Raw genomic sequence first — 25,097 nt, 5'->3', positions numbered from 1 at the left:
ACGGGCAAAAATGGCTCTGCGAATTGCAGGGCCATTTTTCATTTTACGCATGAATTTAGGCGGACTATGCGTAACCCCCCTCTGCTTCCGGCAATTCTTCATATGCCTCTTTTTCCTCGATCAGATCAACGATGAATTTTCGCAGATTGAGCAGTTCCTGTGCGTCCTCTGTCAGTTCACAATACTTTTGGGAGACTTCATGCGTGATGATTTCACCGAGCGCCTGAATCTTCCAGATATCCACTTCATGTGGTGTGTGGATGCATCCGGCATCCGGGACGAGTTCTTTTGGGGCCATCGCGTTGATTTTCTGCATTTTTTCATACACCAGCTTCATTTCTTCGTCGGACAACTTAATGTCTGCCGAAGCCGTTCCGTTGGTAATTAAATCCTTCGTGACCGTATCGTCGAACGTATCCACTTCGTTCTTACTGGTAATGCCATACCGAATAGAAAAATCAAAGTCCTCCGGCATTTCTGCAGGCATAGCAGTTATCGTTTCTGCCGGTTCATCAGCAGGTTCAGTTTCCGGTTCATTCATCGTTCCTTCTGTTGTACCGCACCCGATAAGCAGCAGCAACAGCAGCGATAAGACAATTAATTTCATTTTCTTGTCTCCCTTTCAAGTTTCAATGATTTCCAGCAAATTCCCTGTTATTGATATAGTAGTCGGTTATAAGAGGAAAAGGTTTCAAAAAATTAATCCGGGAGAAAGGTTGGCGGAGGGCATTAGAGGACAATTTGTCGTTTCGCCTGCAGTGTGCTACGCTTGAAAAGAACATAACCGAATACGAATCGCCCACTGGGGGAGCCGCATGAAAAACGGCTGAGACGAGCAGAGCTCGGACCCTTTGAACCTGATCTGGATCATACCAGCGGAGGGAAGTGGCGGATCTTGCTCTCTTTTTAATGGATTGCACACGCCGCTTCCCTTCCCGGGGGAGCGGCGTTTTTGTATACCAACCAATAAAGGGGAGAACATTCATGGAAATTAAAGACCAAGTCATACTGGTAACCGGCGCCAGCAGAGGACTGGGAGCAGCAATCGCAAAAGCCTTCGGACGTGAAGGTGCCAAAGTGGTCGTCAACTTTTACAAAAGCGAACAAAAAGCACAGCAGGTCGTCCAGGATATCGGCGATCACGCTGTTGCAATCCAAGCGGATGTCACCGACAAAGAAGCCGTGCTGAGGCTGTTTGAACAAGCGGAACAACATTTCAACCAATCTGTCACCACCGTTGTCAATAACGCGTTAATCAATTTTACATTCGATGCGGTAAACCGGAAGAATGCCGGGCAGATCCAGTGGGAAGATTATCAAACCCAGCTGGACGGCAGTGTAAAAGCTTCTTTGTATACCACACAAGCTGCAGTTGAAGGTATGTCCCGGCTCAATTTCGGTCGAATTATTACAATCGGGACGAACTTGGTCCAAAACCCCGTTGTGCCTTATCATGACTACAACACCAGCAAAGCGGCATTGATTGGCTTTACCCGGACAATGGCAAACGAATTGGGCGCAAACGGTATTACCGTCAACATGGTATCCGGCGGGCTGCTCCAAAAAACGGATGCCAGTGCTGCCACTCCGGACGATGTCTTCGATCTGATCAGCGCGAGCACCCCGTTAAAGCGTGTGACGACTCCTGAGGAAATGGCGGATGCTGTGTTGTTTTTCTCATCCCCCTGGAGCCGGGCGGTCACCGGGCAGAACCTCATTGTCGACGGCGGTCTCGTGATGCATTGACCGCTACTAAAAGAAAGACTCCGGCACTACTGCCGGAGTCTTTCTTATGTCTTCTTATTTTGAAGTATCCCGACTCCTACTCGAATTTCTTAATAAAGCAATTGAGTCGCTTTGGATTTCATTAGTCTCGAAACAAGGATAACACCGAGCACTGCACCGCTTATACTCGACACAAGGAACGGTGGCATGAAAAAGAAAGCGGCCGCTTCTGTTCCCATCAAAATCCGGGCATACGGAACAGCAATCAGCGAGGCGATAATCCCGGTGCCGATAATTTCGCCAACTGCAGCCAGCCACAATTTCCCGAACTTCAAATACAGGATGCCCGCAAGAAATGCCCCGATCATGCCTCCTGGAAACGCAAGCAATGAACCTGTTCCGGTCATGACTCGGACCACACCGGTCAGAAAAGCGATCAAAACCGCCGGACCCGGTCCGAACAGAACCGCTGCCATGACATTGATGGCATGCTGAATCGGATAAGCGCGGGCGATACCTGCTGGAAACGAAATAAACGCCGAGCCCGCAACGGCGATAGCGACAAACATGGCCATCAGTACCATCTGCTTTGTCTTCATAATTGAGGAGCTCCTTTGTATGCTTCCTTAAAGAGGTTCACTTGACCTCGTACATCTTCCGCTCCTGCAAGAGATGAAATGACCGCTACACTTTCCGCGCCCGCCTGATAGACGGCGCTGGCATTTTCCGGTTTAATTCCGCCGATGCCGACAATTGATAGCGCAGGAAACGCTTTTTTAACAGCCACAATCCCCACAATGCCTGCAGGCGGTTTCGCATCATCTTTGGAACGGGTGCCATAGACGGGCCCCATTCCGACATAATCTGCTCCATCAGCTACCGCCCGCTTCGCTTCTTCGACTGAATGAACCGAAACTCCAAGAATTTTATCCTTTCCGATCCGGCTCTGAACCGATGCACAGTCCAAGTCTTCCTGCCCGACATGGACACCATCTGCATCGATGGCACATGCGAGTTCGACATCATCATTTATAATGAACGGCACCCGATGGCGGCGGCAGAGCTTTTGACATGCCAACGCAAATGTTTTCAGCTCTTTACCGGTTAATGCCGCTGTCCCTTTTTCTCTTAATTGAAAATGGCTGATGCCGCCAATTAACGCTTCTTCCAAAATAACTAACGGGTCCCGGCCCACTGCGTTTGTTGTTCCCATAATGAAGTAGACCGATGGCTTAGTGAACAACTTCAATCGGATTCGCCTCCTTCGTTGTGTTAAAGGCCGCATGATTTGTCGGACCATACCCTGTTCCGATATTCAGCCGATCCGTAAGGGCCGCCTGGATGAATCGTTTTGCCGTGTGGATAGCATTTTTCATACTCTGTCCTTTTGCCAGTTCCGCGGCAACAGCAGCAGAAAACGTACAGCCGGTTCCATGTGTCTGATCCGTATCGATCCGCGGTGAACGGATCAGAAATGACTCCCCTGTTTTACTCATGTAAAAATCTTCAGCGATATCCGGATCCTTCCCGTGTCCGCCCTTAATGATAACGGAAGCTGCGCCTGCCAATACTATTTCCTGTGCCGCTTTCTCGCGGGAAGCTGAATTATGGATCGCTATGCCGCTTAGCACTTCCGCTTCCGGGATATTAGGTGTTACCACTTCGGCAAGCGGCAGCAAGTACGCTTTCAACGCATCCACCGCTTCCTGCTGCAGAAGCGAAGCTCCGCCTTTCGCAATCATGACCGGATCCACGACGACGTTTTTCCATCCGTAGCGCTGAATCCCTTTTCCTGTCGCTTCAATGATCTCTGCATCAAACAGCATGCCGGTTTTCAGAGCGGCAATCTGAAAATCCGTCCCGATGGCATCGAGCTGTTTTTCCACGGCTTCTCTTGTCATCGGATAAATCCCATGGACACCACGTGTATTCTGGGCGGTTACAGCTGTCAGAACTGATGTGGAATAAACCCCGAGTTCCTGAAACGTTTTGATATCCGCCTGAATGCCGGCGCCGCCGCCTGAATCTGAGCCGGCAATCGTCAGCACTTGTTTCATCATACTCATAAAGCCCCATCCTCCATTCGGTTAAGCTCATCAATATCGCTTTGTCTGACAGATGATAATGCATCAAGGAAAGCAGTTTGGAAACTGCCTGGCCCTTTCACATGCTGAGCTGCTTTCTCTCCGGCAAGTCCGTAAAACCGGAGTGCTTCTGCAGCCGCAGCAAGCGGGCGATCCGGTGACACTGCCGAGAATGCCGCAACCACAGCACTCAGCAGACACCCCATGCCCGTAACGGAAGTCATGATCGGATCACCGGATGCGTTTTCGATAACAGTGTCCCCGTCTGTCACCACATCGGTTTTTCCGGTGACAGCCACGATTACTGAAAGCTTTTTCGCCGAGCTTCGCGCAAGTTGGGTTATATCTGCTTCCCCTGCTCCGGCATCCACTCCTTTTGATTGCCAATCTGCCCCCATAATCGCAGCAAGCTCACCGGCGTTGCAGCGAAGGACGCTGACTTCAACTTCCTCCAGTATCCGCTTCACCGTTGACAGGCGATACGGCGTGGCTCCGGCTCCGACCGGATCCAAAATAACCGGAACTCCTTTTTTGTTTGCCGCTTTTCCGGCAATCAACATGCTTGTCACAGTTGTTTCATTCAATGTGCCGATGTTAAGTGAAACCGCTCCGGCGAGAGCCGCAAGATCCGCTGCTTCTTCCGGTGCTTCTCCCATGATTGGGGAAGCTCCGAGTGATAGAAGCCCGTTCGCCTGGAAATTTGAGACGACATGATTTGTAAGGCAGTGAATAATCGGCTTTTCGGCTCTGATTTGTGTCAGCATGTTACACACCCGCTTCTTTTTTGGTTTTTAGCGCCCAATTTTCCATTGTCCACGCCTGTTCCCAGAAATTCCATTCGTAATAGCTGCTCCGTCGGAAGCGCTCTTTCAATTCTTGTCGACGCTGTTCCGGCAAATCTTCTGCAAGGGAATTCATCCGATTAATTTGTTCATTCACCAATTCGCCGAACCATTCGGAACTGTAAGTCCCGATTCATTTCTCGAAAATCGGATGGTCGGGTTGTGCTCCCTTCAGGCGTTCGCCGGCTTCGTGATAGAGCCAATAGCAAGGTAGAATTGCAGCCAGCACGTCAGCAAGATCCCCTTCCGCCGAAACATGCATGTGATTTACATAGGCATATGCGCTCGGCGACGGTTCAAATGCGGCCCAGTCAGCTTCTGTCACACCAAGTAACGCCATGAATGATTCATGCAGCGCCATTTCTGCCGCACATGTCTGTTCTGCATGATGAGCGAAACTTCTCGTCGTTTCCAAGTCTTTCGCTTTTGCAGCTCCGAGTGCCTGCACTTTCGCAAAATGGGATAAGTAATACGCATCCTGCATCACATAGAACCGAAACACATCCAATGGCAGCGACCCTTCCGCGATTCCCTTTACGAATGGATGATTAAAGCTCGCTTCCCATAGCGCATCATTTTCCAACCGGATTTCCTCACAAAAAGTCATCTTTTCCATCTCCTTTTCTGCAAATAAAAAACACCGCTTTCCAGTAAAGGAAAGCGGCGTCTGCAATTCAGCTGAGATGAAAAATAAGCGTGCATTCGCCCACTTCCCTCCGCTGGTATGATCCAGATCAGGTTCAAAGGGTCCAGGCTCTGCCCGTCTCAGCCGTTTTTCATACGGCTCCCCTAGTGGATTGCGATATTTTGTTGTCGGAATCACTATACCATAAAAGCGAAACTTTCTCAAAAATGCTTAAACAGAACTTGCAGTTTACCGGAACAGCCATCAATAGCCGCCATGATATCCTTGAATTTCTGCTCTGAAAGCATGCTTGGTCAGCTGACCCACAGCATTTCCGTTTGCTCGACTGACCAAGTACTTTCCCGTTCCTTCAATTCCATTCGAAGTCCGATCGCACCGAGACCGCCTTTAAATTTTGTTCCTTCCATGATGGCCTCCGTCTTGCTGGTAAACCGAACGTCTTCAATCGTCAGGAGAATGCCATCAATGGTCATTGTCTCTTCATCCATCATTCCTTCCTGTTCAATTGTCTGCATGTCGCCTTCCCGGGTCTCCACCCCATAGGTATCTTCGAAATATACCAGGACCTCTGCGATCACTTCTGGCCCTGGCTTTTCCCCACTCTCTTCAGCAGTTTGTGGTTCTGTCGCCGCATTCCCCGTAGGCCCGCCGTCAGCTGCAGGCAGCTCCTCGAAATCAATGATCAAATACTCCATCCCTTCATTGAGCCCCGAATCTTCGGCCAGGAGGGTCTCAAATGCGGCGATATAGAATTCCGCCATTTCCTGTCTATTTTCTGCTTGCGGGCTCTCTGCTTGCCCGCAGGCAGAAAGACTGATTGTTATGATAATGAATGCCGATTGAATGATAGTATTCTTCATGTCCAGCCTCCGGATCAGTTGACTTAAATTCATTATATGTATTTACGACCAGTCTAACGTTATCAAGCAAAAAAGCACCGTCATCCGGTGCTCTTTGCCCAATTCTCTGCCGTATTTTGATCAGCGCTTTTACTGCGGATCACTCATCTTGTCCGGCTTCGATCATCAGGAATGTGGCCGTGATGATATGCATGATCATGCCTATGAGAGGAATCCAGCCAACAGCCGATGCGATAATGCCCAATATATGGCCCGTTCTTTTGCGGCCTGCTTGGATGGTCAGGATTAAGGCAACAATATGAAAAGCCAGCATGATGAGCAGTGGCATCCAATTCAAACTAATGATGAATAATCCGCCAATAATCGGGATACCTAGCGCCGCTTCCAGTCCGCCTCCGACCCATTTCAACACCCGGGTTTCGCTTGTAGGAATCGGTTTATGTTCAGGAACTTTTGCCAGTTTCATGCGCTCGCCTCCATGTAGGGAAATGCGTTTCTTCAGGCTTCCGCGGCTGCTTCATCGATTTCTTCTTCTGTCCGGACAACCAGCACATCACATGCACTCATCCTTGCGATCGACTGGGAGACACTGCCCATGATAAACCGTTCCACCCGGTTCAGCCCGCTGGCACCACAAATGATCAGATCTGCGTCAATTTTCCGGGCCACCCCGCGTGGAATCGTAACTCGTGGAGAACCGCGCTCAATAATGATCTCCACCGGCTTCACACCCGCCGCTTCCGCTTCTGCTTTATAGCGGTTCAACAGCTTTTCTGCCGCCTTTCTCGCTTGCTGTTCGCCTCCCCTCATGACAGAACTGTCATACATTTTATTCCCTTGGAACAAACGGGCATCCAAAATGTTGACTATGAACAAAGCAGCCCGGTTCCGCTGGGCAATACCAATGGATTTTTGAAACGCCCATTCCGCTTCTTTTGAGCCATCGACAGCAACAAGAATCCGATCATACTGTAGGATCATGGTCTTGTATCTCCTCTCGATCATTTACTTTTTATTATTCGACCTGCTTCTCCAAAGTTCCTGCATTGCCATTGCATCATTTCGGGACTAGATTCTTGCATACAAAAAAGCACCGCCCGCAGGCGATGCTTTTCATTTGTTTCCTATATTGTTTTATTCCGGCTGTTCCACACGATAAACAGTGACCGCCCGGCCATCCGTTTTCTCATCAAGCAGGAACGAACCATTGGAATACCGGTCTGCCGCTTTCAGTTTCTTAATACTGACCGGAATCCGGTGCCCTTTTTCGGTTTCAATGATAATTTCTTCCGTACCCTGTACTCCGATGACGCCTGCCACACTATGGGGATTGGACTTCACTTCCCGCAACATGACCAGCCCCCGTTTGGCACGGGTGCCTGTTTCAAATTCAGATGGCTTCATTTTCTTCACAGCCCCGCGTTGGGTGAGGAGGAGCAATTCAAAGTCTGGCCCTTCTTTGATCAGGAGAGCAGATACGGTCTCATCGCCATCTTTCAAGTTGATGCCTTTTACGCCCGCTGTCCTAAGTCCCGTCACCGGCACTTCCTCCATCTGGAATCGCACGCCGTATCCGAACCGGGTCGCCATGAAGAATTCCGGTTCATCCGTGTGGAGTGCTGCAAAAATCATGCGATCATCTTTCTTCAAATTCATCGTCTTGATCGGCTTCGAATAACGCTGCATCTGATAATCTTTCAGTGCCGATTGTTTCACGAGACCATTCGCGGAAGCTGTTACAATCGTTGCTTCCTCTTCAAATGATTTAACGGGCAGCACTGACAGAACGGCTTCCTCGTCGTCAAGCGGGACAATGCTCGATAAATGCTGGCCGAGATCTTTCCAGCGGATATCCGGCAATTCGTGAACCGGCTGGTAGACAAAATTCCCGGCTGTCGTGAAGATGAGGAGCGTATCCTGTGTATTCAAATTGCCTTCGAACAGCAGCATATCACTTTCTTTCATCGCGAACTCCTGGCCATTGGATGCTGCATGCGAGCGCAGGCTCGTCCGTTTGACGTAACCATCTTTCGTGACGGTCACGATCACTTCCTCGCTTGGCACGAGCAATTCTTTCGTGATTTTCAGTTCTTCGATCTTCTCTTCGATGACCGACCGGCGCGGCTCTGCAAATTGCTTCCGGACAGCGGTCAGTTCTTTCTTAATCACTTTGTTTAATTTTTTAGGGCTCGTCAGGATACCGGTCAACTCTTCAATTTTTTTGCGCAGTTCCTGCTCTTCTTTCTGAAGTTCCGAGATATCGGTATTCGTCAGGCGGTAAAGCTGAAGCGATACGATTGCTTCCGCTTGTGCTTCCGTGAACTTATACGCTTCTTTTAAATTGGTTTTTGCATCCCGCTTATCCGTCGATGCCCGGATCGTCTTGATCACTTTGTCGAGAATTGACAAGGCTTTCATGAGCCCTTCGACAATATGAAGCCGGTCATTCGCTTTCTGCAAATCGAATTCAGACCGCTTTGTGATCACTTCTTTTTGATGGTCGATATACGCATCCAGCAGTTTCGGCAAGGTCATCACCGTCGGCCGGCGCTTGTAAATCGCAACCATATTAAAGTTGTAGCTGATCTGCAGATCGGTATTCTTGTACAGGTAATTCAACACACCGGTTGCATCGATGTCTTTTTTCAGCTCAATGACCATGCGGAGACCCGTTCGGTCTGATTCATCCCGCACATCCGCGATGCCTTCCAGCTTCCGGTCAAACCGGAGGTCGTCAATCTTTTTGACAAGGTTTGCTTTATTCACTTCATACGGAATTTCCGTAATGACAATCTGTTCCTTGCCGCCTTTCAGGCTTTCAGTTCCCGATTTGGCCCGAACAACGATCCGGCCCTTACCGGTTTCGTATGCCTGGCGAATGCCGTCGGTCCCTTGAATGGTGCCCCCGGTCGGAAAGTCCGGCCCTTTCAGTACGGTCATCAGTTCCTCGACCGTCGCATCCGATTTATCCATGCGCATCAGCACGGCATCGAGCACTTCGTGGAGGGCGTGCGGCGGAATATCCGTCGCATACCCCGCGGAAATACCTGTCGATCCGTTGACGAGAAGACTCGGGAATTTCGCCGGCAGAACCGTCGGCTCGTTCTCGGTGTCATCGAAATTCGGAATAAAATCCACGGTCCGTTTATCGATGTCCCGCAGCATTTCAGATGCAATGGCTGACAATCGGGCTTCTGTATAACGCATCGCTGCCGGCGGATCGCCATCCATTGAACCGTTGTTACCATGCATTTCAACCAGCATGTGCCGGACTTTCCAATCCTGGCTCATCCGGACCATCGCCTCGTATACCGAGCTGTCACCGTGCGGATGATAGTTACCGATGACGTTTCCGACGGTTTTCGCCGATTTCCGGAACCCTTTATCGTTTGTGTTGCCTTCCCGGAACATCGCATACAGAATGCGTCGCTGTACCGGTTTCAGGCCGTCGCGTGCATCCGGCAGCGCCCGGTCCTGAATAATGTATTTTGAATAGCGGCCGAAGCGGTCGCCGATCACTTCCTCCAGAGGAAGGTCCTGAAACTTTTCGAGCTGCGTCAAATCACTTCCTCCTCTTCATGAATCAAATCGTTTTCCAGAATGTTGTTATCGTCTTCAAGACCAAAGTCCACATGGCTTTCGATCCATTTGCGGCGCGGTTCCACTTTATCGCCCATCAATGTTGTGATATGACGCTCTGCACGCGCGCCGTCTTCGATCGTCACGCGGATCAACGTGCGCGTTTCCGGATTCATCGTCGTCTCCCACAGCTGGTCAGCGTTCATCTCGCCAAGTCCTTTATAGCGTTGAATTCCATAGCCTTTGCCGATTTTTTTGATGGCGGCATCCAGCTCGTTTTCTGTCCAAGCATATTCGATCACTTCTTTTTTGCCGGCGCCTTTGGAGACTTTATACAGCGGCGGAAGTGCGATATAGACTTTCCCGGCATCGATCAGCGGTTTCATGTAGCGGTAGAAGAATGTCAGGAGAAGCACTTGGATATGCGCGCCATCCGTGTCGGCATCCGTCATGATGACGACTTTGTTATAGGCGATGTCATCCACCGCGAACTCAGACGCCACACCGCCGCCGATTGCGTGAATGATCGTGGAAATTTCTTCATTTTTCATGATATCTTCAAGTTTCGCTTTTTCCGTGTTGACGACTTTCCCGCGGAGCGGCAAAATCGCCTGGAAGCTGCGGTCGCGCCCTTGTTTGGCAGATCCGCCGGCCGAATCCCCTTCCACGAGATACAATTCATTTTTCTTTGCATTGCGGGACTGGGCCGGTGTCAGTTTACCGGAAAGCAGCGTATCGGACTTTTTGCGTTTCTTGCCGTTCCGTGCATCTTCCCGCGCTTTTCGGGCTGCAAGCCGCGCCTGCGATGCCCGGATGGCTTTCCGGACGAGCGATGCGCTGAGTTCCGCGTTTTCTTCGAGGAAGTACATCAGCTTTTCCGATACGACCGCATCGACCGCGCTTCGCGCTTCACTTGTGCCAAGCTTGCCTTTTGTTTGTCCTTCAAATTGCAGCAATTCTTCCGGAATCCGGACGGATACGATCGCCGCCAGGCCTTCCCGGATATCCGAGCCATCCAGGTTTTTATCTTTTTCTTTCAGCAAGTTGATCTTTCTTGCGTAATCGTTGAATACCCGGGTCATCGCCGCTTTTGCGCCTGTCTCGTGCGTCCCGCCGTCCCGCGTCCGCACGTTATTGACGAACGACAGAATCGTCTCCGAATAGCCGTCATTGAACTGGAACGCAAATTCCACTTCAATGCTCTGCTGTTCCCCTTCAATGTATCCCACTTTATGGAGCACATCTTTCTCTTCATTCAAGTACCGGACAAATGCTTCAATACCGGTTTCGAACAGGAACGTCTCCTCTTCGGCTGTGCGCTCGTCTTTCAATTCAATTGCTGTATTTTTCAGCAGGAACGCCGACTCACGCAGCCGCTCGCTCAACGTTTCGTAATTGAATTTCGTTGCAGAAAAGATCGACGCATCCGGTTTGAAATGGATAAGTGTGCCGCTTTCCTTCGTCTTTCCTTTTTCCTCAAGTGTTGTGACGGGTTTTCCGCCTTTTTCAAATCGCTGTTCGAATACTTTGCCGTTCCGGTAGATGGTCACCTTAAGTGATTCCGACAGCGCATTCACAACTGAAGCACCGACGCCGTGCAATCCGCCGCTGGTCTTGTAGCCGCCCTGGCCGAATTTTCCGCCGGCATGGAGCACGGTCAGAATAACTTCCGGTGTCGGCTTACCGCTTGCATGTGTCCCCGTCGGCATTCCCCGACCATAATCCCGCACGCTTACTGAATTGTCTTCATGAATGGTAACGGAAATGCGGCTGCCGTAGCCGGCCAACACTTCATCCACGGAATTATCAACGATTTCGTACACAAGATGATGAAGCCCCCGGGTATCGGTTGAACCGATGTACATACCTGGTCGTTTCCGGACAGCATCGAGCCCTTCAAGCACCTGAATGGCATCTTCGTTATATGTGTGTTCCTGTAATTTTGCCATTAATTTCCCTCCAACAAACACATGTTCGCTTCTCTGTTTAATCGTATCGGTCCTGTGAGTTTCTGTCAAATTAATCTTTTTGTCAAATAAAAAGAGCGCTATGGCGCCCTTCAGTCGCTTATTTCGCTATGGCGTGCTCCACTTTGATGCAGCGGTCCATCACCACTTGACGTCCTGCTTGTCTTAGTTGTTCCCCTACGGCTTCGTCCGTGACATCCAATTGCGTCCAGAATACCGGCGCCTTCGTCTGTAAATATTCGGCTGCAATTTCCGGCAGAAATTCACTCCTTCTGAAGACGTTGACGATATCGATTGGTTCCGGCATATCCGTCAGGTGGGCATAACTTTTTTCGCCGAGTACTTCATCGGCCATCGGATTGACCGGAATAATCCGGTAACCGGCATCCTGCATCGCTTTTGACACCATATGAGAGGTCCGGGCAGGATTCGGACTCAAGCCGATGACTGCAATCGTTTCGGCCTGATCCAGTATGGACCTGATTTCGTTTCGGGAAGGGTTCTGCATAAAAAATCACCTGTCCTTTTCTTTTATCATACTGGCTGTGCCTCTGCAATAACTAGTTCAGCTCTGCTATTGTCCATTCTTTGCATCTCGTGATAAACTGAGACTGCATCAGTCGTATACAGTATACACGATTATCAAGGAATGAAGGAGCAAACTATGGAAACTTTGTTTGCCGTCATTGCGGCGTATGTGCTCGGTTCCATTCCGGCAGGGCTTTGGGTAGGGAAAGCATTTTATAACACAGACATCCGAAAAATGGGAAGCGGTAACCTCGGCGCTACGAATGCTTTTCGCACGCTCGGAAAAAAAGCGGGTGCAGCGGTCACCCTCATCGACATCCTGAAAGGAACGGCTGCGGTTTTGTTGCCGCTTGTTATTGAGACGGACATTCACCCGCTCATCCTCGGTGTTGCAGCTGTCGTCGGACATATTTTTCCGGTATTCGCCGGATTCCGTGGCGGAAAAGCTGTGGCCACAAGCGGAGGCGTGCTCTTAGCTTATCACTGGCCGCTGTTCGTTGTCATGGTTCTGTCGTTCTTCCTCGTGCTGAAACTCACGAAGATCGTCTCCCTGACATCCATCTCTCTCGGGTTTATCGCCATGGCATACACGGCCGTCTATGTGTGGCTGACGGGAGATTGGCTTCTGTTTATCGTCATTGTCATTTTGTCTGTGTTCATCATTTACCGGCACCGTTCAAACATAGCCAGAATCCGTGCTGGCACAGAACCAAAAGTTAAGTGGATGTAAAACGCTTAGAAAAGGACGTGATCCGATTGGATATCGTAGTCTCGAAAGAAGCGCTGAACTGGTTCAAGGATGAAATGGAAGCGGAACCTGGAGAAAACATCCGATTTTTCGCCCGCTACGGCGGTTCGAGTAAACTGCATGCGGGCTTCTCGCTCGGCGTGACAAAAGACACGCCGGATGAAGCAGCAGCTGAAAGTACGTACGATAACCTGCTGTTTTTCGTGGAAGAGCGGGATAAGTGGTATTTTGATGGGCACAATTTGCACGTCCTGTTTAATGAGTCGACAGGGGAACTCGAATACGATTACAAAAAAGCCTGAGTTCTCTCAGGCTTTTTTTCGTACAAACTTATCGAGCTGCCGGGTCTGCTGTTCGGCTTCGAGAATCATTCGCTGGCGTTCACCAAACAAATCAAAATGAGGGTAGTCATCGCGTCGGTCATCAATCCATTCCCGCCGTAAGCCATACTGTTCGCCCCATGCTGCAAGCCGGTCAAGATCACAGCAACCGACTTTCGTCACCGTGTCACAGCCCGGAAACCGCGGATCGAGCCAATAATGAGTCAAAAAAGCGATTTTCCCTTCAGCTACATCCTGTTTCCACTGCTTCAATTCTTCCCGCTTAATTCCGAACGCCATCGGGAGCCTTTTTAATTTCTTCGTATTTTTCGTGCCAGTCAGGATCGATTTTTTTGAGCGATACCGGGCGGAAAGAGTCTTTTTTGACCAGCACGTGCTCAGACTTGGCAGTTGCAGCCAGCGTCCCATCCGCATGCAGCACTTCATAGCCATAGACAGTGCGGAGCCGGCCGTGCTGTTCCACCCATGTGCGCACAATCGCTTTCTGGCCATAGCGAAGCGCCTGCTTGTACTGGATCGATAAGTCTGTCACAGGAGCAAGCACTCCCTGTTCTTCCAAACCGGCATAGGTATAGCCGATGTCTTCGATTAATTTTGTTCTGCCAAGTTCCAGCCAGATCAAGTAATTGGCGTGATACACAACGCCCATCTGGTCTGTTTCGGCATAACGGATTTCAATTTCTTTTTCGCTTATGAACACGTATCTGTCACCTCACCTACTTATTATACCGGAGGAGGTCGAAAAAAACAGGTCCTGCTGCTTACAGTCCCATTGAATGATATCCCTATAGTTTGCGTTTTTTCTTCACAGAGCGCATAGAAAGAGGCATAGCGCCGTGTTATTCGTTATACCCATCCCTTGGATGCCGATCCCCCGTCTCTTGCTCACCAGCGAGCTGTCAGTCGGTCTCTGAACAAAAAAGGAAGCTGCCCGACTGGGCAGCTTCCTTTTCTCTATTTATTAAGCTGTTGCCATTTTGTTGCGAAGCACCATCTGCAGGATTCCGCCGTGACGGAAGTAATCCACTTCCACTTCGGAATCGAAACGGGCCAGTACTTCAAACTCAGTGGTCGTGCCATCGTCAGCAGTCGCAGTGACTGTCAGCAAATCGCGCGGTTTAACATCATCTGTGATGTTCACACTGATTTGTTCGCGTCCGGTCAGACCGAGTGAATCGGCATTTTCGCCATTGACGAATTGCAGCGGCAGCACACCCATCATCACAAGGTTTGAACGGTGGATCCGCTCATAGCTTTCTGCGATGACCGCTTTAACGCCGAGGAGGAACGGGCCTTTTGCAGCCCAGTCACGGGATGAGCCCATGCCGTAGTCTTTACCGGCAAGAACGACAAGACCTGTGTTGTCCTCTTTGTATTTCATGGCTGCATCGTAAATCGCCATAACTTCTTCTGATGGCCAATACGTTGTATAGCCGCCGGTTGTATCCGGTGCAATCTGGTTACGGATCCGGATGTTGGCGAACGTCCCGCGCATCATCACTTCATGGTTTCCGCGCCGGGAACCATAAGAGTTAAAGTGACGCGGTTCCACGCCGTGTTCACGGAGGTATTTACCGGCCGGTGTATCTTTGCCGATCGCTCCTGCCGGTGAAATGTGGTCCGTCGTAACGGAATCCGCAAATTTCGCAAGCACGCGCATATCTTTCAACGAGCTGATATCAGCCGGCTCTGTTGTCAAACCTGCAAAGAATGGCGGGTTCTGGATGTACGTCGAATCATCGTCGAATGAATAAAGCGCTTCTTCGGAAGTTTCGATCGCATTCCAAGTTTCATTTTCATCAAATACACGCTCGTACTGTTCACGGAACAATTCCGGCGTAACTGTGCTCATAACCGCCTCTTTCACTTCTTCAGTAGACGGCCAAATGTCTTTTAGGAAGACGTCATTGCCGTCTTTGTCCTGGCCAAGCGGATCATTATTCAAGTCGACATCCATTGTTCCTGCAAGTGCGTAAGCGACGACGAGTGGCGGTGAAGCCAGGTAGTTCGCTTTGACAAGCGGGTGGATCCGGCCTTCAAAGTTCCGGTTACCGGAAAGGACAGAAGTCGCAAGCAAATCACTGTCCATAATCGCTTTTTCGATTTCAGGCAGCAGCGGACCGGAGTTGCCGATACAAACTGTACAGCCGTAACCGACAAGGTTGAACCCGAGTTCATCCAGATAATCCTGGAGTCCTGCGTCACGCAGGTAACCCGTAACGACTTTTGAGCCCGGCGCCAGTGATGTTTTCACGTAAGCTGGAACTTTCAGGCCTTTTTCAACAGCTTTTTTCGCAAGAAGACCAGATCCGAGCATAACATACGGATTCGATGTATTTGTACAGGATGTGATGGCTGCAATCGCCAAGGCCCCTGTCTTCATCTCAGCTGTGCGGCCGTCTTCAAGCTCGACTGTAGCCGTTTTGTTGAATTCTTCTTCAGGAAGTGCGAAACCGTGCGGCCCTTCCGGTGCCGTTACCGCTTTATTGAACGATTCCTTCACCTGTGACAGCGGAATCAGATCCTGCGGACGTTTCGGCCCGGACAGGTTCGGTTCGATCGCGGAAAGATCAAGTTCCACAACATCCGTGTAGATCGGTTCAACAGATGGATCAAAGAACATGCCATTTTCCTGCAAGTACTTTTTGACCACATCGATGTGTTCCGGGTCACGGCCTGTCAGGCGCATATAATCTAGTGATTCCTCATCTACCGGGAAGAAACCGCAAGTTGCGCCATATTCAGGTGCCATGTTGGCAATCGTTGAACGGTCAGCAAGCGGCAGTGCCGGTACACCCGGGCCAAAGAATTCCACGAATTTGCCAACAACCCCATGGCTGCGGAGCGTCTGTGTCACTTTTAGCGCAAGGTCAGTTGCCGTCGTGCCTTCAGGCAGTGCACCTGTCAGTTTAACGCCGACCACTTCAGGAATCGGGAAATAAGATGGCTGTCCGAGCATGCCCGCTTCCGCTTCGATGCCCCCAACACCCCAGCCGAGTACGCCGAGACCATTAATCATAGTGGTGTGTGAGTCAGTCCCAACAAGCGTATCCGGATAAGCTTCAAAAGTGCCGTCTTCATTTGCAATTGCATGAACAACATTCGCCAGGTACTCAAGGTTCACTTGGTGTACGATACCGGTTTCCGGCGGAACGGCGCGGTAATTATCATATGCTTTTTGTGCCCAGTTCAAGAACTGATACCGTTCTTTGTTCCGTTCGAATTCAAGTTTCGTGTTGATTTTCATGGATTCCGGTGTTCCGTAGCTGTCTACCTGCACGGAGTGGTCAACGACGAGATCAACCGGGATTTCCGGATTGATCTTATCCGGATCGCCGCCCATTTCAGCCATTGCTGAACGGAGGGAAGCCAAGTCGACTACAACGGGAACGCCTGTGAAATCCTGCAGGATAACACGGGAAGGCTTGTATGGCACTTCCGCTTCCTTGTTTGCATTGGCGCCCCATTTCGCCAGTTCTTCTACGTGTTCGTCGGTAATGACATAACCATCATGCTGGCGCAGTACGGACTCGAGCAAAACTTTGATGGAATATGGAAGACGTGAAATATCAGCGACTCCTGCTTCCTGCAAAGCAGCCAAGCGATAATAATTGTACGTTTTGCCATTCAGCTCAAATGATGTGCGGCTGTTGTGCAAATTGCTGTTTGCCATGTTCGTTCCTCCTTTTATTCTCATGAAAAGGCACTATCAGTATCTTTTCTCCATCTATTATCATAACGAAAATCGGTGCATAAGTAAATTACATTAAAACTATATGAAGTGATAAGTTTTATGAATATAGCTTTATTTAATTTTTTTCAAGGTCTGCTTCAGCTGTTTCGCATGCCGTTTTTCGTGGAGCCCGACAAATGAAAACCATTGATCAAGCGGGACAAGCCCGAACACGGGATGCCGCATGGATTTCCGCTTAAGCTCTTCCTTATCGGCAGCATTGTATAAAGCATCGAGACTGGCGCGTGACTGATTCAGTTTATCTTTGATTTGCGGAATGGTCTGGTAGATGTCAGAAGGCTTGGTCCGCCCCGGCGCTTCCACTTTTATGAACCGATTTACAGTAAGGGCGATCGGTTTTGGTTTTGCTGTGCTGCTCTCCGGATTTTGCAGTTCCTGTTCAATTCCTTTGATGATTGTAAGTTCCATCAAGTAGAGATGTTCCAGGATTTGCACCGGCGACCACTCTCCCGCTGATGGCTTGATATTGACTTCATCGTTCGAATATCCTTCCAGCAGCTGGAATAATTTTTCACGGATTTCCGCGTTCTTCTTTCTGTGCACCTATTCTTCCCCTCTCTGCATTCTTTGTATCTACTATTGCATACATTATTTTCCGTGACAATTTTTCTTCTTTATTGTGTTCAGGAATTTTTATTTTTCCTTTTGTAATTTCGTACTTTAAAAGATATATGCTATACTGTACATACATAAATTAAATTGAAAGGTTGTGGCATTCATGCCCTTTGGTTACGAGAAATTCAGGCTGAAAAATGGCATAAGCCCGAATACGGTCGTCCATGAAGTACAGCTGATTGAACACTTGCTGGCCTCTGTTTCCCGCTATCATAATGGACCGATTGAACCGCATGAGATCCGCCCTTCTGATATCCAGCGGTTTTTCAAAGAACAGCGCGATAAAGGGCTGAAGGATAATACCATTAACCGCAAACTGGTCTTTGTCCGTAAGTGGTTTGATTATATGTGGCAGATCGGCAAAATTCCGGTTGATTTCATGCCGAAATTCAAGCTGCCTGAAAAGCTTGATCTCACTCCTTCGGAAATCGATCTCGATTATAAGGAACTGCTCGGGCGTCAGGAAGAGATTCTGCAATCGGATAAATTGGCTCTTTATGCCAAAATCCTGTTCCTCCTTTATATGCGGGGGCTGCGGGTGCGGGATATGACTGCAATCGATATCAGCCGGGTTGAGGATTTCGGCTATAAACTCCGGTTGACGGTTGATAAAAAAGATGGTTATACCCGGCCGCTGGATTTCATGGGCAGTGAAATTCCGATCATTCAAAAAGGGATTGATCTCGCACACGAGCGCGGCACTCCTTTTCTGCTTGCGTCGAAAGTGAAAGACAATTACACCGAATTTCAGATGGGGTCGCTGTCTGATTACACCGATGCACTGGCTGAACTGCTCGGCCGTCCGATTCGCTCCGGCGATATCCGGTTTGCTTACGTGCGGCATTTGTATGCAGAAGAAGGGAAAAACGTGGAGGAAATCCAGGAAGCGCTTGGCATCACGCTGGAATCTGCCGCCCGGATTCTGAAAGAAGCGCTGACGCGTGTCAGACCGAAGAAGAAATAAGCCGCCCCACTGGTGTGCCCGGTGCTGAAAACACAACGCCTGACCGGCTCGGAATAAATTTCGATAAAACACAAAACAGCCGCTCCTTCGGTTCAATACCGAAGGAGCGGCTGTTTCTGTTAAATTGCTTCATTTAAGGCAAAATGGTCGAGCCCATCAGGAAGCGGTCGCATTCCCGTGCTGCTCCGCGACCTTCATTGATCGCCCAGACGATCAGGCTTTGACCGCGCCGGGCATCACCGGCAGCGAATACGCCTTCTTCATTTGTCTGGAACTTTCCATATTCCGCTTTTACAGTGGAATTTGTTTCCGTCTCGATTGCCATCTCCTGGATCAAGTGCTGATCCGGTCCCTGAAAACCGATCGCAAGCAGGACAAGGTCCGCTTTCCATACTTTTTCCGTTCCCGGAATCTCTTCACGGATACGGTTGCCGGCATCATCTATGCGCAGTTTCACATTTACTGTATGCACTTCTTTCAGTTGGCCCTGTGCGTCACCAACGAATTTCGTTGTCATGACTGCATAAGCTCGCGGGTCATCTCCGAATACTTCGGCCGCTTCTTTCTGACCGTATTCAACCCGATGGATCGCCGGATATTGCGGCCATGGGTTGCCGACTTCATCCCGCATGGCCCCTTTTTTATCATAGATATCAAACTGGATAAGGCTCTTGCAGTTTTGCCGGACGGCTGTTGCCAGGCAATCCGTGCCTGTGTCACCACCGCCGATAACGATCACATCTTTGCCTTCCGCAGAAATGAACTGGCCATCTTCCAGATTGGAGTCCAGCAAACTCTTCGTCGATGTATGGAGGAAATCCATTGCATAGTGGATGCCGGAGAGTTCCCGGCCCTCAATCTGCATATCACGGTGGACCGTTGAGCCCGTGCACATGATTGTCGCATCAAATTCCGACTTCAAGGCAGCCGCCGGTAGATCTTTTCCGACTTCTGTGTTTGTGACAAACGTGATTCCTTCCTGTTCGAGCAAGTCCACCCGGCGCATGACCATATCATAAGAAATTTTCATTTCCGGAATGCCATATGTCAGCAGACCGCCAACCCGGTCACTCCGTTCAAAAACAGTTACAAGATGCCCTGCCTGATTCAGCTGATCCGCTGCAGCAAGTCCTGCCGGGCCAGAGCCGATAACCGCCACTTTTTTTCCTGTCCGGCTTTTCGGCGGCTTCGGTACAACCCAGCCTTCCGAAAAGCCGCGTTCAATAATCGACCGTTCAATTGTTCGGATTGCGACAGGCGGTTCGTTGATTCCGAGCACACAGGCGCTTTCACAAGGAGCAGGACAAGCAGCTCCTGTGAATTCAGGGAAGTTATTCATCACATGTTCCCGCTGAAGCGCTTCTTTCCAATGCCCCCGATACGCCAAGTCATTCCACTCGGGAATGAGATGATAAACAGGACAGCCTGTGGTGACGCCTTCCAATTCCATTCCTGACTGACAGGTTGGCACGCCGCATTCCATGCAGCGCGCTCCCTGTTTCTGAACTTCTTCTTCTGACAGTGGAAGTGTGTAATCCGCCCAGTCATTGACCCGTTCCGATGGATGGCGTTCCTTGACCGTCTGCCGTTCGTATTCCATGAATCCTGTAGGTTTTCCCATCATATCCCTCCTTAGCAGGCTTATTTGCCGGCTTTTGCCAGCTTGCTTTCTTCAAAGGCAATCATTTCAGCTGCAGATTTATCCATTCCGCCTTTTTGCAGCGTGCTGATTCGTTCGTTGATCTCCAGATACGCTTTTGGAATGACCCGCACAAACTTCGTGGTGAAGATCTCCCAATGCTCCAAAATCCGTTTGGCGTTATTGCTGCCTGTATAGTCTGCGTGTTTCTCAATCATCTCTTTAAGCCCTGCGATTTCTGCCGGGTCTGCAAGCGGCTGCAAGTGGACGAGTTCCTGATTGCAGTAATTCGAGAATGTATCAAACTCATCCAGCACATAAGCCACGCCTCCGGACATACCGGCCGCAAAGTTCTTGCCAGTCGGTCCAAGCACAACAACTCGGCCGCCCGTCATATATTCGCACCCGTGATCACCGATTCCTTCAACCACCACATCTGCCCCGCTGTTACGGACAGCAAACCGTTCTCCCGCAAGCCCATAAATATAAGCTTCGCCGGCGGACGCGCCATAGAATGATACGTTGCCGATAATGATGTTTTTCTCCGGAATGAATGTTGAATCACTTGCCGGGTGCACAATGATTTTACCGCCTGAGAGCCCCTTGCCGACAAAGTCATTGGAATCTCCCGTCAGGCGCATTGTCATCCCCTTCGGAATGAACGCTCCGAAACTTTGGCCGGCGGATCCGGCAAAATTGAGTTTAATCGTATCTTCCGGCAGCCCCTCAGCCCCGTACTTACGGGAAATGGCACTGCCAATCATGCTGCCCGCCGCCCGGTGGATATTGCGGATTGCATACATCACTTCCACCGGTTCGCCTGTTTCAATCGCATTTTCACACCGCGGCAGCAATTCCTGATAATCCAGCGTCTGCTCAAGGTTATGATCCTGCTGAATCATGGCATGGCGCCCGACGGATGGCGGCAGTTCAGGCTGGTACAGAAGGGCAGACAAATCAAGCCCTTTCGTCTTCCAGTGATCGACCGCTTCGTTGACTTCCAGCACATCGGTCCGGCCGATCATTTCGTCAACTGTCCGGAATCCGAGTTCTGCCATCAGTTCGCGTACTTCCATTGCAATAAAGCGCATGAAGTTCACGACATGTTCCGGATCTCCCCCGTATTTTTTCCGGAGTTCCGGATTTTGGGTGGCAATGCCGACCGGGCAGGTATCCAAGTGACACACCCGCATCATGACACAGCCGAGCACAACAAGCGGCGCAGTCGCGAATCCAAATTCTTCTGCACCGAGCAGTGAAGCGACGACCACATCGCGGCCAGTCATCATCTTGCCATCGGTTTCAACGACAATGCGGTCGCGGAGCCCGTTCAGCATCAGCGTTTGATGCGTTTCCGCCAATCCGATTTCCCATGGCAGTCCGGTGTTTTTCAGGCTCGTTTTCGGTGCTGCCCCTGTACCGCCGTCATAACCGCTGATCAGCACGAGATCGGCCCGTCCTTTTGCAACGCCGGTTGCAATGGTTCCAACTCCGACAGCGGAAACGAGTTTGACGCTGATCCGCGCTTTCGGATTGGCATTTTTAAGGTTGAAAATCAGTTCAGCCAAATCTTCAATCGAATAGATATCGTGGTGAGGCGGCGGTGAAATCAATTCCACGCCCGGTGTGGAACCACGGACCTCTGCAATCCACGGATACACTTTCTTGCCCGGCAAATGACCGCCTTCGCCCGGTTTTGCCCCTTGGGCAACTTTAATCTGAATTTCATCGGCATTCACCAAATAATGGCTTGTCACACCGAACCGGCCGGACGCGACTTGCTTGATCGCGCTTCGGCGGCTGTCGCCGTTTTCATCCGGCTCGAAACGGGCCGAATTTTCGCCGCCTTCGCCGGAATTACTTTTGCCGCCGATGCGGTTCATGGCAATTGCGAGCGCTTCATGCGCTTCTTCGCTGATTGAACCGTAAGACATGGCTCCGGTCTTGAAGCGGGCCGTGATCGCTTCGATCGGTTCCACTTCCTCAATCGGTACCGGTTGTCGCTGTTTGAATGCCAGCAGTCCCCGAAGTGATTGCAGGTTCGCTTTTTCATCTGTCAGCAGACGGGAATATTTCTTGAAGGTCTCAAAATTATCCGTCCGGCAGGCCTGCTGCAGCGTATGGATGGTCATCGGATTATACGAATGGCTGTCGCCGTTTGCCCGGTACTGATACTCATCACCGGACTTTAATGCCTGTCTGACACGCGGGCGCTCCGGAAATGCTTCCTCATGGCGGGCCAGTACTTCTGCCGCAATGATATCCAGGCCGATTCCCCCGATGCGTGATGATGTGCGAGTGAAGTATTTATCGATAACATCCTGATGGATGCCGACCGCTTCAAAAATCTGGGCGCCCCGGTAGCTCTGAACGGTGGAAATGCCCATCTTCGACAGCACTTTTACGATGCCGTCGGTTGAAGCCTGGATATAGCTTTCCTTCGCTTCTGTTTCATCTTCACCTGGAAGATCGCCATTTTTAACGAGTTCTTCCACCGTGCGAAGCGCGAGATATGGATTGATCCCTTCTGCCCCATACCCGATCAGTGCAGCGAAATGATGCACTTCTCTCGGTTCTGCAGACTCGAGGAGAATGCTTACTTTCGTCCGGGTGCCTTTGCGGATCAGGTGATGGTGAAGTCCGGATACAGCGAGCAAAGCCGGAATTGCCGCATATTTCTTATTTACGCCTCTGTCAGAAAGAACAAGCAGCACTGCACCGTCCTTATATGCCCGGTCTGCCCGTGCGAATAACGCTTCGAGTGCCTGCTCCATCGCTTCTGCACCGCCGTTTGCGCGGAACAAAATCGGCAATGTGATAGCTTTGAAGTCATCCACAGGGTGGCTCCGTAATGTTTCCAGCTGTTCATTTGTCAAAATCGGCGTTTCCAGCCGGATGTGACGGCAGCTCTCCATGGACGGTTCCACAAGATTCCCTTCCCGTCCGATGGTCGTGCGGGTCGCAGTGACAATCTGTTCCCGGATCGCATCGATCGGCGGGTTCGTCACTTGGGCGAATAATTGTTTGAAATAACTGTATAAAAGCTGCGGCTTATGCGACAGAACCGCAAGCGGCGAATCATAGCCCATGGAGCCGACCGGGTCTTTTTTATCCCAGGCAAGCGGCCGGACAATCTGCTGCACTTCTTCCATCGTATAGCCGAAGGCGAGGTGCTGATCCAGTAATTCCTCACTGTCAATCGGGGCAGAAGCATCTTCTGCAGCCGGCAGATCTTCAAGATCCATCATATGGCTCGCAATCCAGTCCTTATATGGCAGTTCAGTTGCCACTTGCATCTTAATCTCTTCATCGGGAACGATTTTTCCTTCTTCGAGGTCAATAAGCAGCATTTTTCCGGGATGCAGCCGTTCCTTGTAGATGATGTCATCCGAGAAAATATCCAATGCGCCGACTTCGGAACCGAGGACAATCATGCCGCTTTTCGTCACATAATAACGGGCCGGGCGGAGTCCGTTGCGGTCAAGACAAGCGACAATTTGACGCCCGTTGGTCATGACCAGTGCAGCCGGACCGTCCCATGGTTCCATCAATGTGCTGTGGTACTCATAAAAATCCCGTTTTTCCTGTTTGATGAGCGGGTCGTTCACCCATGGCTCAGGCACCATCATCATCGCTGTATGAGCAAGCGAGCGCCCGGATAAGTGCAGAAATTCAAAACAATTATCAAACATTGATGAATCGCTTCCGCTTTCATCGATGACAGGCAGCAGTTTATCCAGATCTTCCCGGCTGAAATGCGGCGAACTGCTGAGTGCCTGACGCGCGCGCATCCAATTGACATTTCCGCGCAGCGTATTGAATTCGCCATTGTGGATCGAGTAGCGATTTGGGTGAGACCGCTGCCAGCTCGGAAAAGTATTTGTGCTGAAACGAGAGTGGACAAGTGCCAGCGCCGATTTGAATTCGGGGTGGTTGAGGTCAATATAGAACGAATCGAGCTGTTCAGGAATCAGCATCCCCTTATAGACAATCGTCATTGCCGACAAGCTGCAGAAATAGACATCTCTGAACGCTTCCCGTCCAGCCACTTCGTTTTCAATGCGCTTTCGAATCACATACAGCTTGCGTTCCAGATCAGTCGGATCCATCAGGCCATCAGCCGCTTTAACGAAGACTTGCCGGATGACCGGGCGGGTGCCGCGGGCCACTTGCCCGACAAACGAATCATTGAGCGGCACCGGCCGCCAGCCGAGACATTCCTGGCCTTCTTCTTCAATAATGCGCTGGACGATTTCTTTTGTTTCCATCCGCAGATTATAATCCTGCGGCATAAACACCATGCCAATGCCGTAGCGCCCGGCGTCCGGCAGCACAATCCCTTCTTTTTCACACTGCTTCTTGAAAAAGCGGTGCGGGATCTGTGTCAGAATTCCAGCCCCGTCCCCGGTGCTCGTATCGGCAGACTGGCCGCCACGATGTTCTAAATTGCATAAAATGTTTATAGCGTTCTGAACAATCTCATGGGACTGCTCTCCGTTAACTGAGGCTATCATGCCGATGCCACATGCCTCATGTTCATGTTCCGGGTCATATAGCCCTTGACGTACCGGGTATTCTCGCTTATTCATTTAAGCGCCTCCTTCACTGCCGAAAATTAGTATATTACTAGAATAGCATGGTCTGACAATTGAATAAATATAAAATATTTAGCAATAAAAACCCAAAATGTTATGAAAGCGATTACAATGCAGCGATAGCAACAAAATTCCGGAAAATAAAAAACCGTTACCCGGAAGCCCCGGAACGGTTCAAGCACTTAAATTCACTCAGAAAATCATGAGATC

Annotated in this window: 21 protein-coding genes, 1 pseudogene and 2 riboswitches; of the genes and pseudogenes, 4 read left to right on the top strand and 18 right to left on the bottom strand. The window is 50.2% G+C overall.

The annotated features are described in order from the left end of the window. Positions 1-64: 64 nt before the first annotated feature. Positions 65-607 carry a hypothetical protein gene (locus tag B0X71_RS08260; RefSeq protein WP_077588971.1) on the bottom strand — a complete coding sequence of 181 codons (543 nt, stop codon included), beginning with the start codon at positions 605-607 and terminating at the stop codon, positions 65-67. Positions 608-794: 187 nt separating this feature from the next. Then, positions 795-901: riboswitch (TPP riboswitch) on the top strand. Between the two features lie 83 nt (positions 902-984). Between B0X71_RS08260 and B0X71_RS08255 the strand changes: the two genes are divergently transcribed. Continuing rightward, complete coding sequence (locus B0X71_RS08255; RefSeq protein WP_077588970.1) at positions 985-1,746, top strand: 3-oxoacyl-ACP reductase; 762 nt, start codon at positions 985-987, stop codon at positions 1,744-1,746. Between the two features lie 89 nt (positions 1,747-1,835). Here B0X71_RS08255 and thiW read toward each other — a convergent pair whose 3' ends face one another. From thiW to B0X71_RS08200, 11 genes and pseudogenes are all read right to left on the bottom strand, one after another. Then, positions 1,836-2,324 carry an energy coupling factor transporter S component ThiW gene (gene thiW, locus B0X71_RS08250; RefSeq protein WP_077588969.1) on the bottom strand — a complete coding sequence of 163 codons (489 nt, stop codon included), beginning with the start codon at positions 2,322-2,324 and terminating at the stop codon, positions 1,836-1,838. Beyond that, on the bottom strand, positions 2,321-2,974 hold the full coding sequence (gene thiE / locus B0X71_RS08245; RefSeq protein ID WP_077588968.1) for a thiamine phosphate synthase: 654 nt from the start codon (positions 2,972-2,974) through the stop codon (positions 2,321-2,323). The genes thiW and thiE overlap by 4 nt, the downstream gene beginning before the upstream one ends. Next, positions 2,958-3,791 carry a bifunctional hydroxymethylpyrimidine kinase/phosphomethylpyrimidine kinase gene (gene thiD, locus B0X71_RS08240; protein WP_077588967.1) on the bottom strand — a complete coding sequence of 278 codons (834 nt, stop codon included), beginning with the start codon at positions 3,789-3,791 and terminating at the stop codon, positions 2,958-2,960. Before thiD ends, thiE begins: the two co-directional genes overlap by 17 nt. Then, the gene (thiM, locus tag B0X71_RS08235) at positions 3,788-4,573 is read right to left on the bottom strand and encodes a hydroxyethylthiazole kinase (RefSeq protein ID WP_077588966.1); all 786 of its coding nucleotides are present in this window, start codon (positions 4,571-4,573) and stop codon (positions 3,788-3,790) included. Before thiM ends, thiD begins: the two co-directional genes overlap by 4 nt. 1 nt (position 4,574) lies before the next feature. Beyond that, positions 4,575-5,258 (bottom strand): annotated as a pseudogene (tenA, locus tag B0X71_RS08230) (thiaminase II). Positions 5,259-5,345: 87 nt separating this feature from the next. Next, positions 5,346-5,452, bottom strand: a riboswitch (TPP riboswitch). Positions 5,453-5,590: 138 nt separating this feature from the next. Continuing rightward, on the bottom strand, positions 5,591-6,157 hold the full coding sequence (locus B0X71_RS08225) for a hypothetical protein (protein WP_077588965.1): 567 nt from the start codon (positions 6,155-6,157) through the stop codon (positions 5,591-5,593). A gap of 139 nt (positions 6,158-6,296) precedes the next feature. Further along, positions 6,297-6,623 carry a hypothetical protein gene (locus B0X71_RS08220; protein WP_077588964.1) on the bottom strand — a complete coding sequence of 109 codons (327 nt, stop codon included), beginning with the start codon at positions 6,621-6,623 and terminating at the stop codon, positions 6,297-6,299. Positions 6,624-6,655: 32 nt separating this feature from the next. Further along, positions 6,656-7,138, bottom strand: a complete 483-nt coding sequence (locus B0X71_RS08215; protein WP_077588963.1) for a universal stress protein — start codon at positions 7,136-7,138, stop codon at positions 6,656-6,658. Between the two features lie 153 nt (positions 7,139-7,291). Then, on the bottom strand, positions 7,292-9,718 hold the full coding sequence (parC, locus tag B0X71_RS08210; RefSeq protein WP_077588962.1) for a DNA topoisomerase IV subunit A: 2,427 nt from the start codon (positions 9,716-9,718) through the stop codon (positions 7,292-7,294). Next, the gene (parE, locus tag B0X71_RS08205) at positions 9,715-11,685 is read right to left on the bottom strand and encodes a DNA topoisomerase IV subunit B (protein ID WP_077588961.1); all 1,971 of its coding nucleotides are present in this window, start codon (positions 11,683-11,685) and stop codon (positions 9,715-9,717) included. Before parE ends, parC begins: the two co-directional genes overlap by 4 nt. Before the next feature lie 118 nt (positions 11,686-11,803). Next, positions 11,804-12,211, bottom strand: coding sequence for a CoA-binding protein (locus B0X71_RS08200; protein WP_077588960.1), 408 nt, complete (start codon positions 12,209-12,211; stop codon positions 11,804-11,806). 156 nt (positions 12,212-12,367) lie between these two features. Here B0X71_RS08200 and plsY point away from each other — a divergent pair, with 156 nt between their 5' ends. Together plsY and B0X71_RS08190 are read left to right on the top strand one after the other, a co-directional pair. Continuing rightward, entirely contained in the window at positions 12,368-12,961 is a 594-nt protein-coding gene (gene plsY / locus B0X71_RS08195) for a glycerol-3-phosphate 1-O-acyltransferase PlsY (RefSeq protein ID WP_077588959.1), read from the top strand. A gap of 17 nt (positions 12,962-12,978) precedes the next feature. Beyond that, a complete protein-coding gene (locus B0X71_RS08190) occupies positions 12,979-13,281 on the top strand; it encodes a HesB/YadR/YfhF family protein (protein WP_332309468.1) in 303 nt (100 codons plus the stop codon). 6 nt (positions 13,282-13,287) lie between these two features. On the opposite strand, the gene B0X71_RS08185 is transcribed toward B0X71_RS08190, so the two are convergent. From B0X71_RS08185 to B0X71_RS08170, 4 genes are all read right to left on the bottom strand, one after another. Continuing rightward, positions 13,288-13,599 (bottom strand): hypothetical protein, encoded by a 312-nt coding sequence (locus B0X71_RS08185; protein ID WP_077588957.1) that lies wholly within the window; start codon positions 13,597-13,599, stop codon positions 13,288-13,290. Then, positions 13,583-14,020, bottom strand: a complete 438-nt coding sequence (locus B0X71_RS08180) for an acyl-CoA thioesterase (protein ID WP_077588956.1) — start codon at positions 14,018-14,020, stop codon at positions 13,583-13,585. Before B0X71_RS08180 ends, B0X71_RS08185 begins: the two co-directional genes overlap by 17 nt. Before the next feature lie 261 nt (positions 14,021-14,281). Beyond that, positions 14,282-16,993 carry an aconitate hydratase AcnA gene (gene acnA, locus B0X71_RS08175; RefSeq protein ID WP_077588955.1) on the bottom strand — a complete coding sequence of 904 codons (2,712 nt, stop codon included), beginning with the start codon at positions 16,991-16,993 and terminating at the stop codon, positions 14,282-14,284. Between the two features lie 132 nt (positions 16,994-17,125). Next, a complete protein-coding gene (locus B0X71_RS08170; protein ID WP_077588954.1) occupies positions 17,126-17,617 on the bottom strand; it encodes a DinB family protein in 492 nt (163 codons plus the stop codon). Between the two features lie 175 nt (positions 17,618-17,792). Here B0X71_RS08170 and B0X71_RS08165 point away from each other — a divergent pair, with 175 nt between their 5' ends. After that, positions 17,793-18,653 (top strand): tyrosine-type recombinase/integrase, encoded by an 861-nt coding sequence (locus tag B0X71_RS08165; protein WP_077588953.1) that lies wholly within the window; start codon positions 17,793-17,795, stop codon positions 18,651-18,653. A 133-nt stretch (positions 18,654-18,786) separates the two neighbouring features. Here the strand turns inward: B0X71_RS08165 and B0X71_RS08160 are convergent, their stop codons facing one another. Further along, positions 18,787-20,274, bottom strand: a complete 1,488-nt coding sequence (locus B0X71_RS08160) for a glutamate synthase subunit beta (protein ID WP_077588952.1) — start codon at positions 20,272-20,274, stop codon at positions 18,787-18,789. A gap of 20 nt (positions 20,275-20,294) precedes the next feature. After that, positions 20,295-24,881 (bottom strand): glutamate synthase large subunit, encoded by a 4,587-nt coding sequence (gene gltB / locus B0X71_RS08155; RefSeq protein WP_077588951.1) that lies wholly within the window; start codon positions 24,879-24,881, stop codon positions 20,295-20,297. Between the last annotated feature and the right edge of the window lie 216 nt (positions 24,882-25,097).

The sequence above is a fragment of the Planococcus lenghuensis genome, from assembly GCF_001999905.1.
GTDB classification, from domain to species: Bacteria; Bacillota; Bacilli; order Bacillales_A; family Planococcaceae; genus Indiicoccus; species Indiicoccus lenghuensis.
This window is presented reverse-complemented; position numbering and strand designations above follow the sequence as displayed.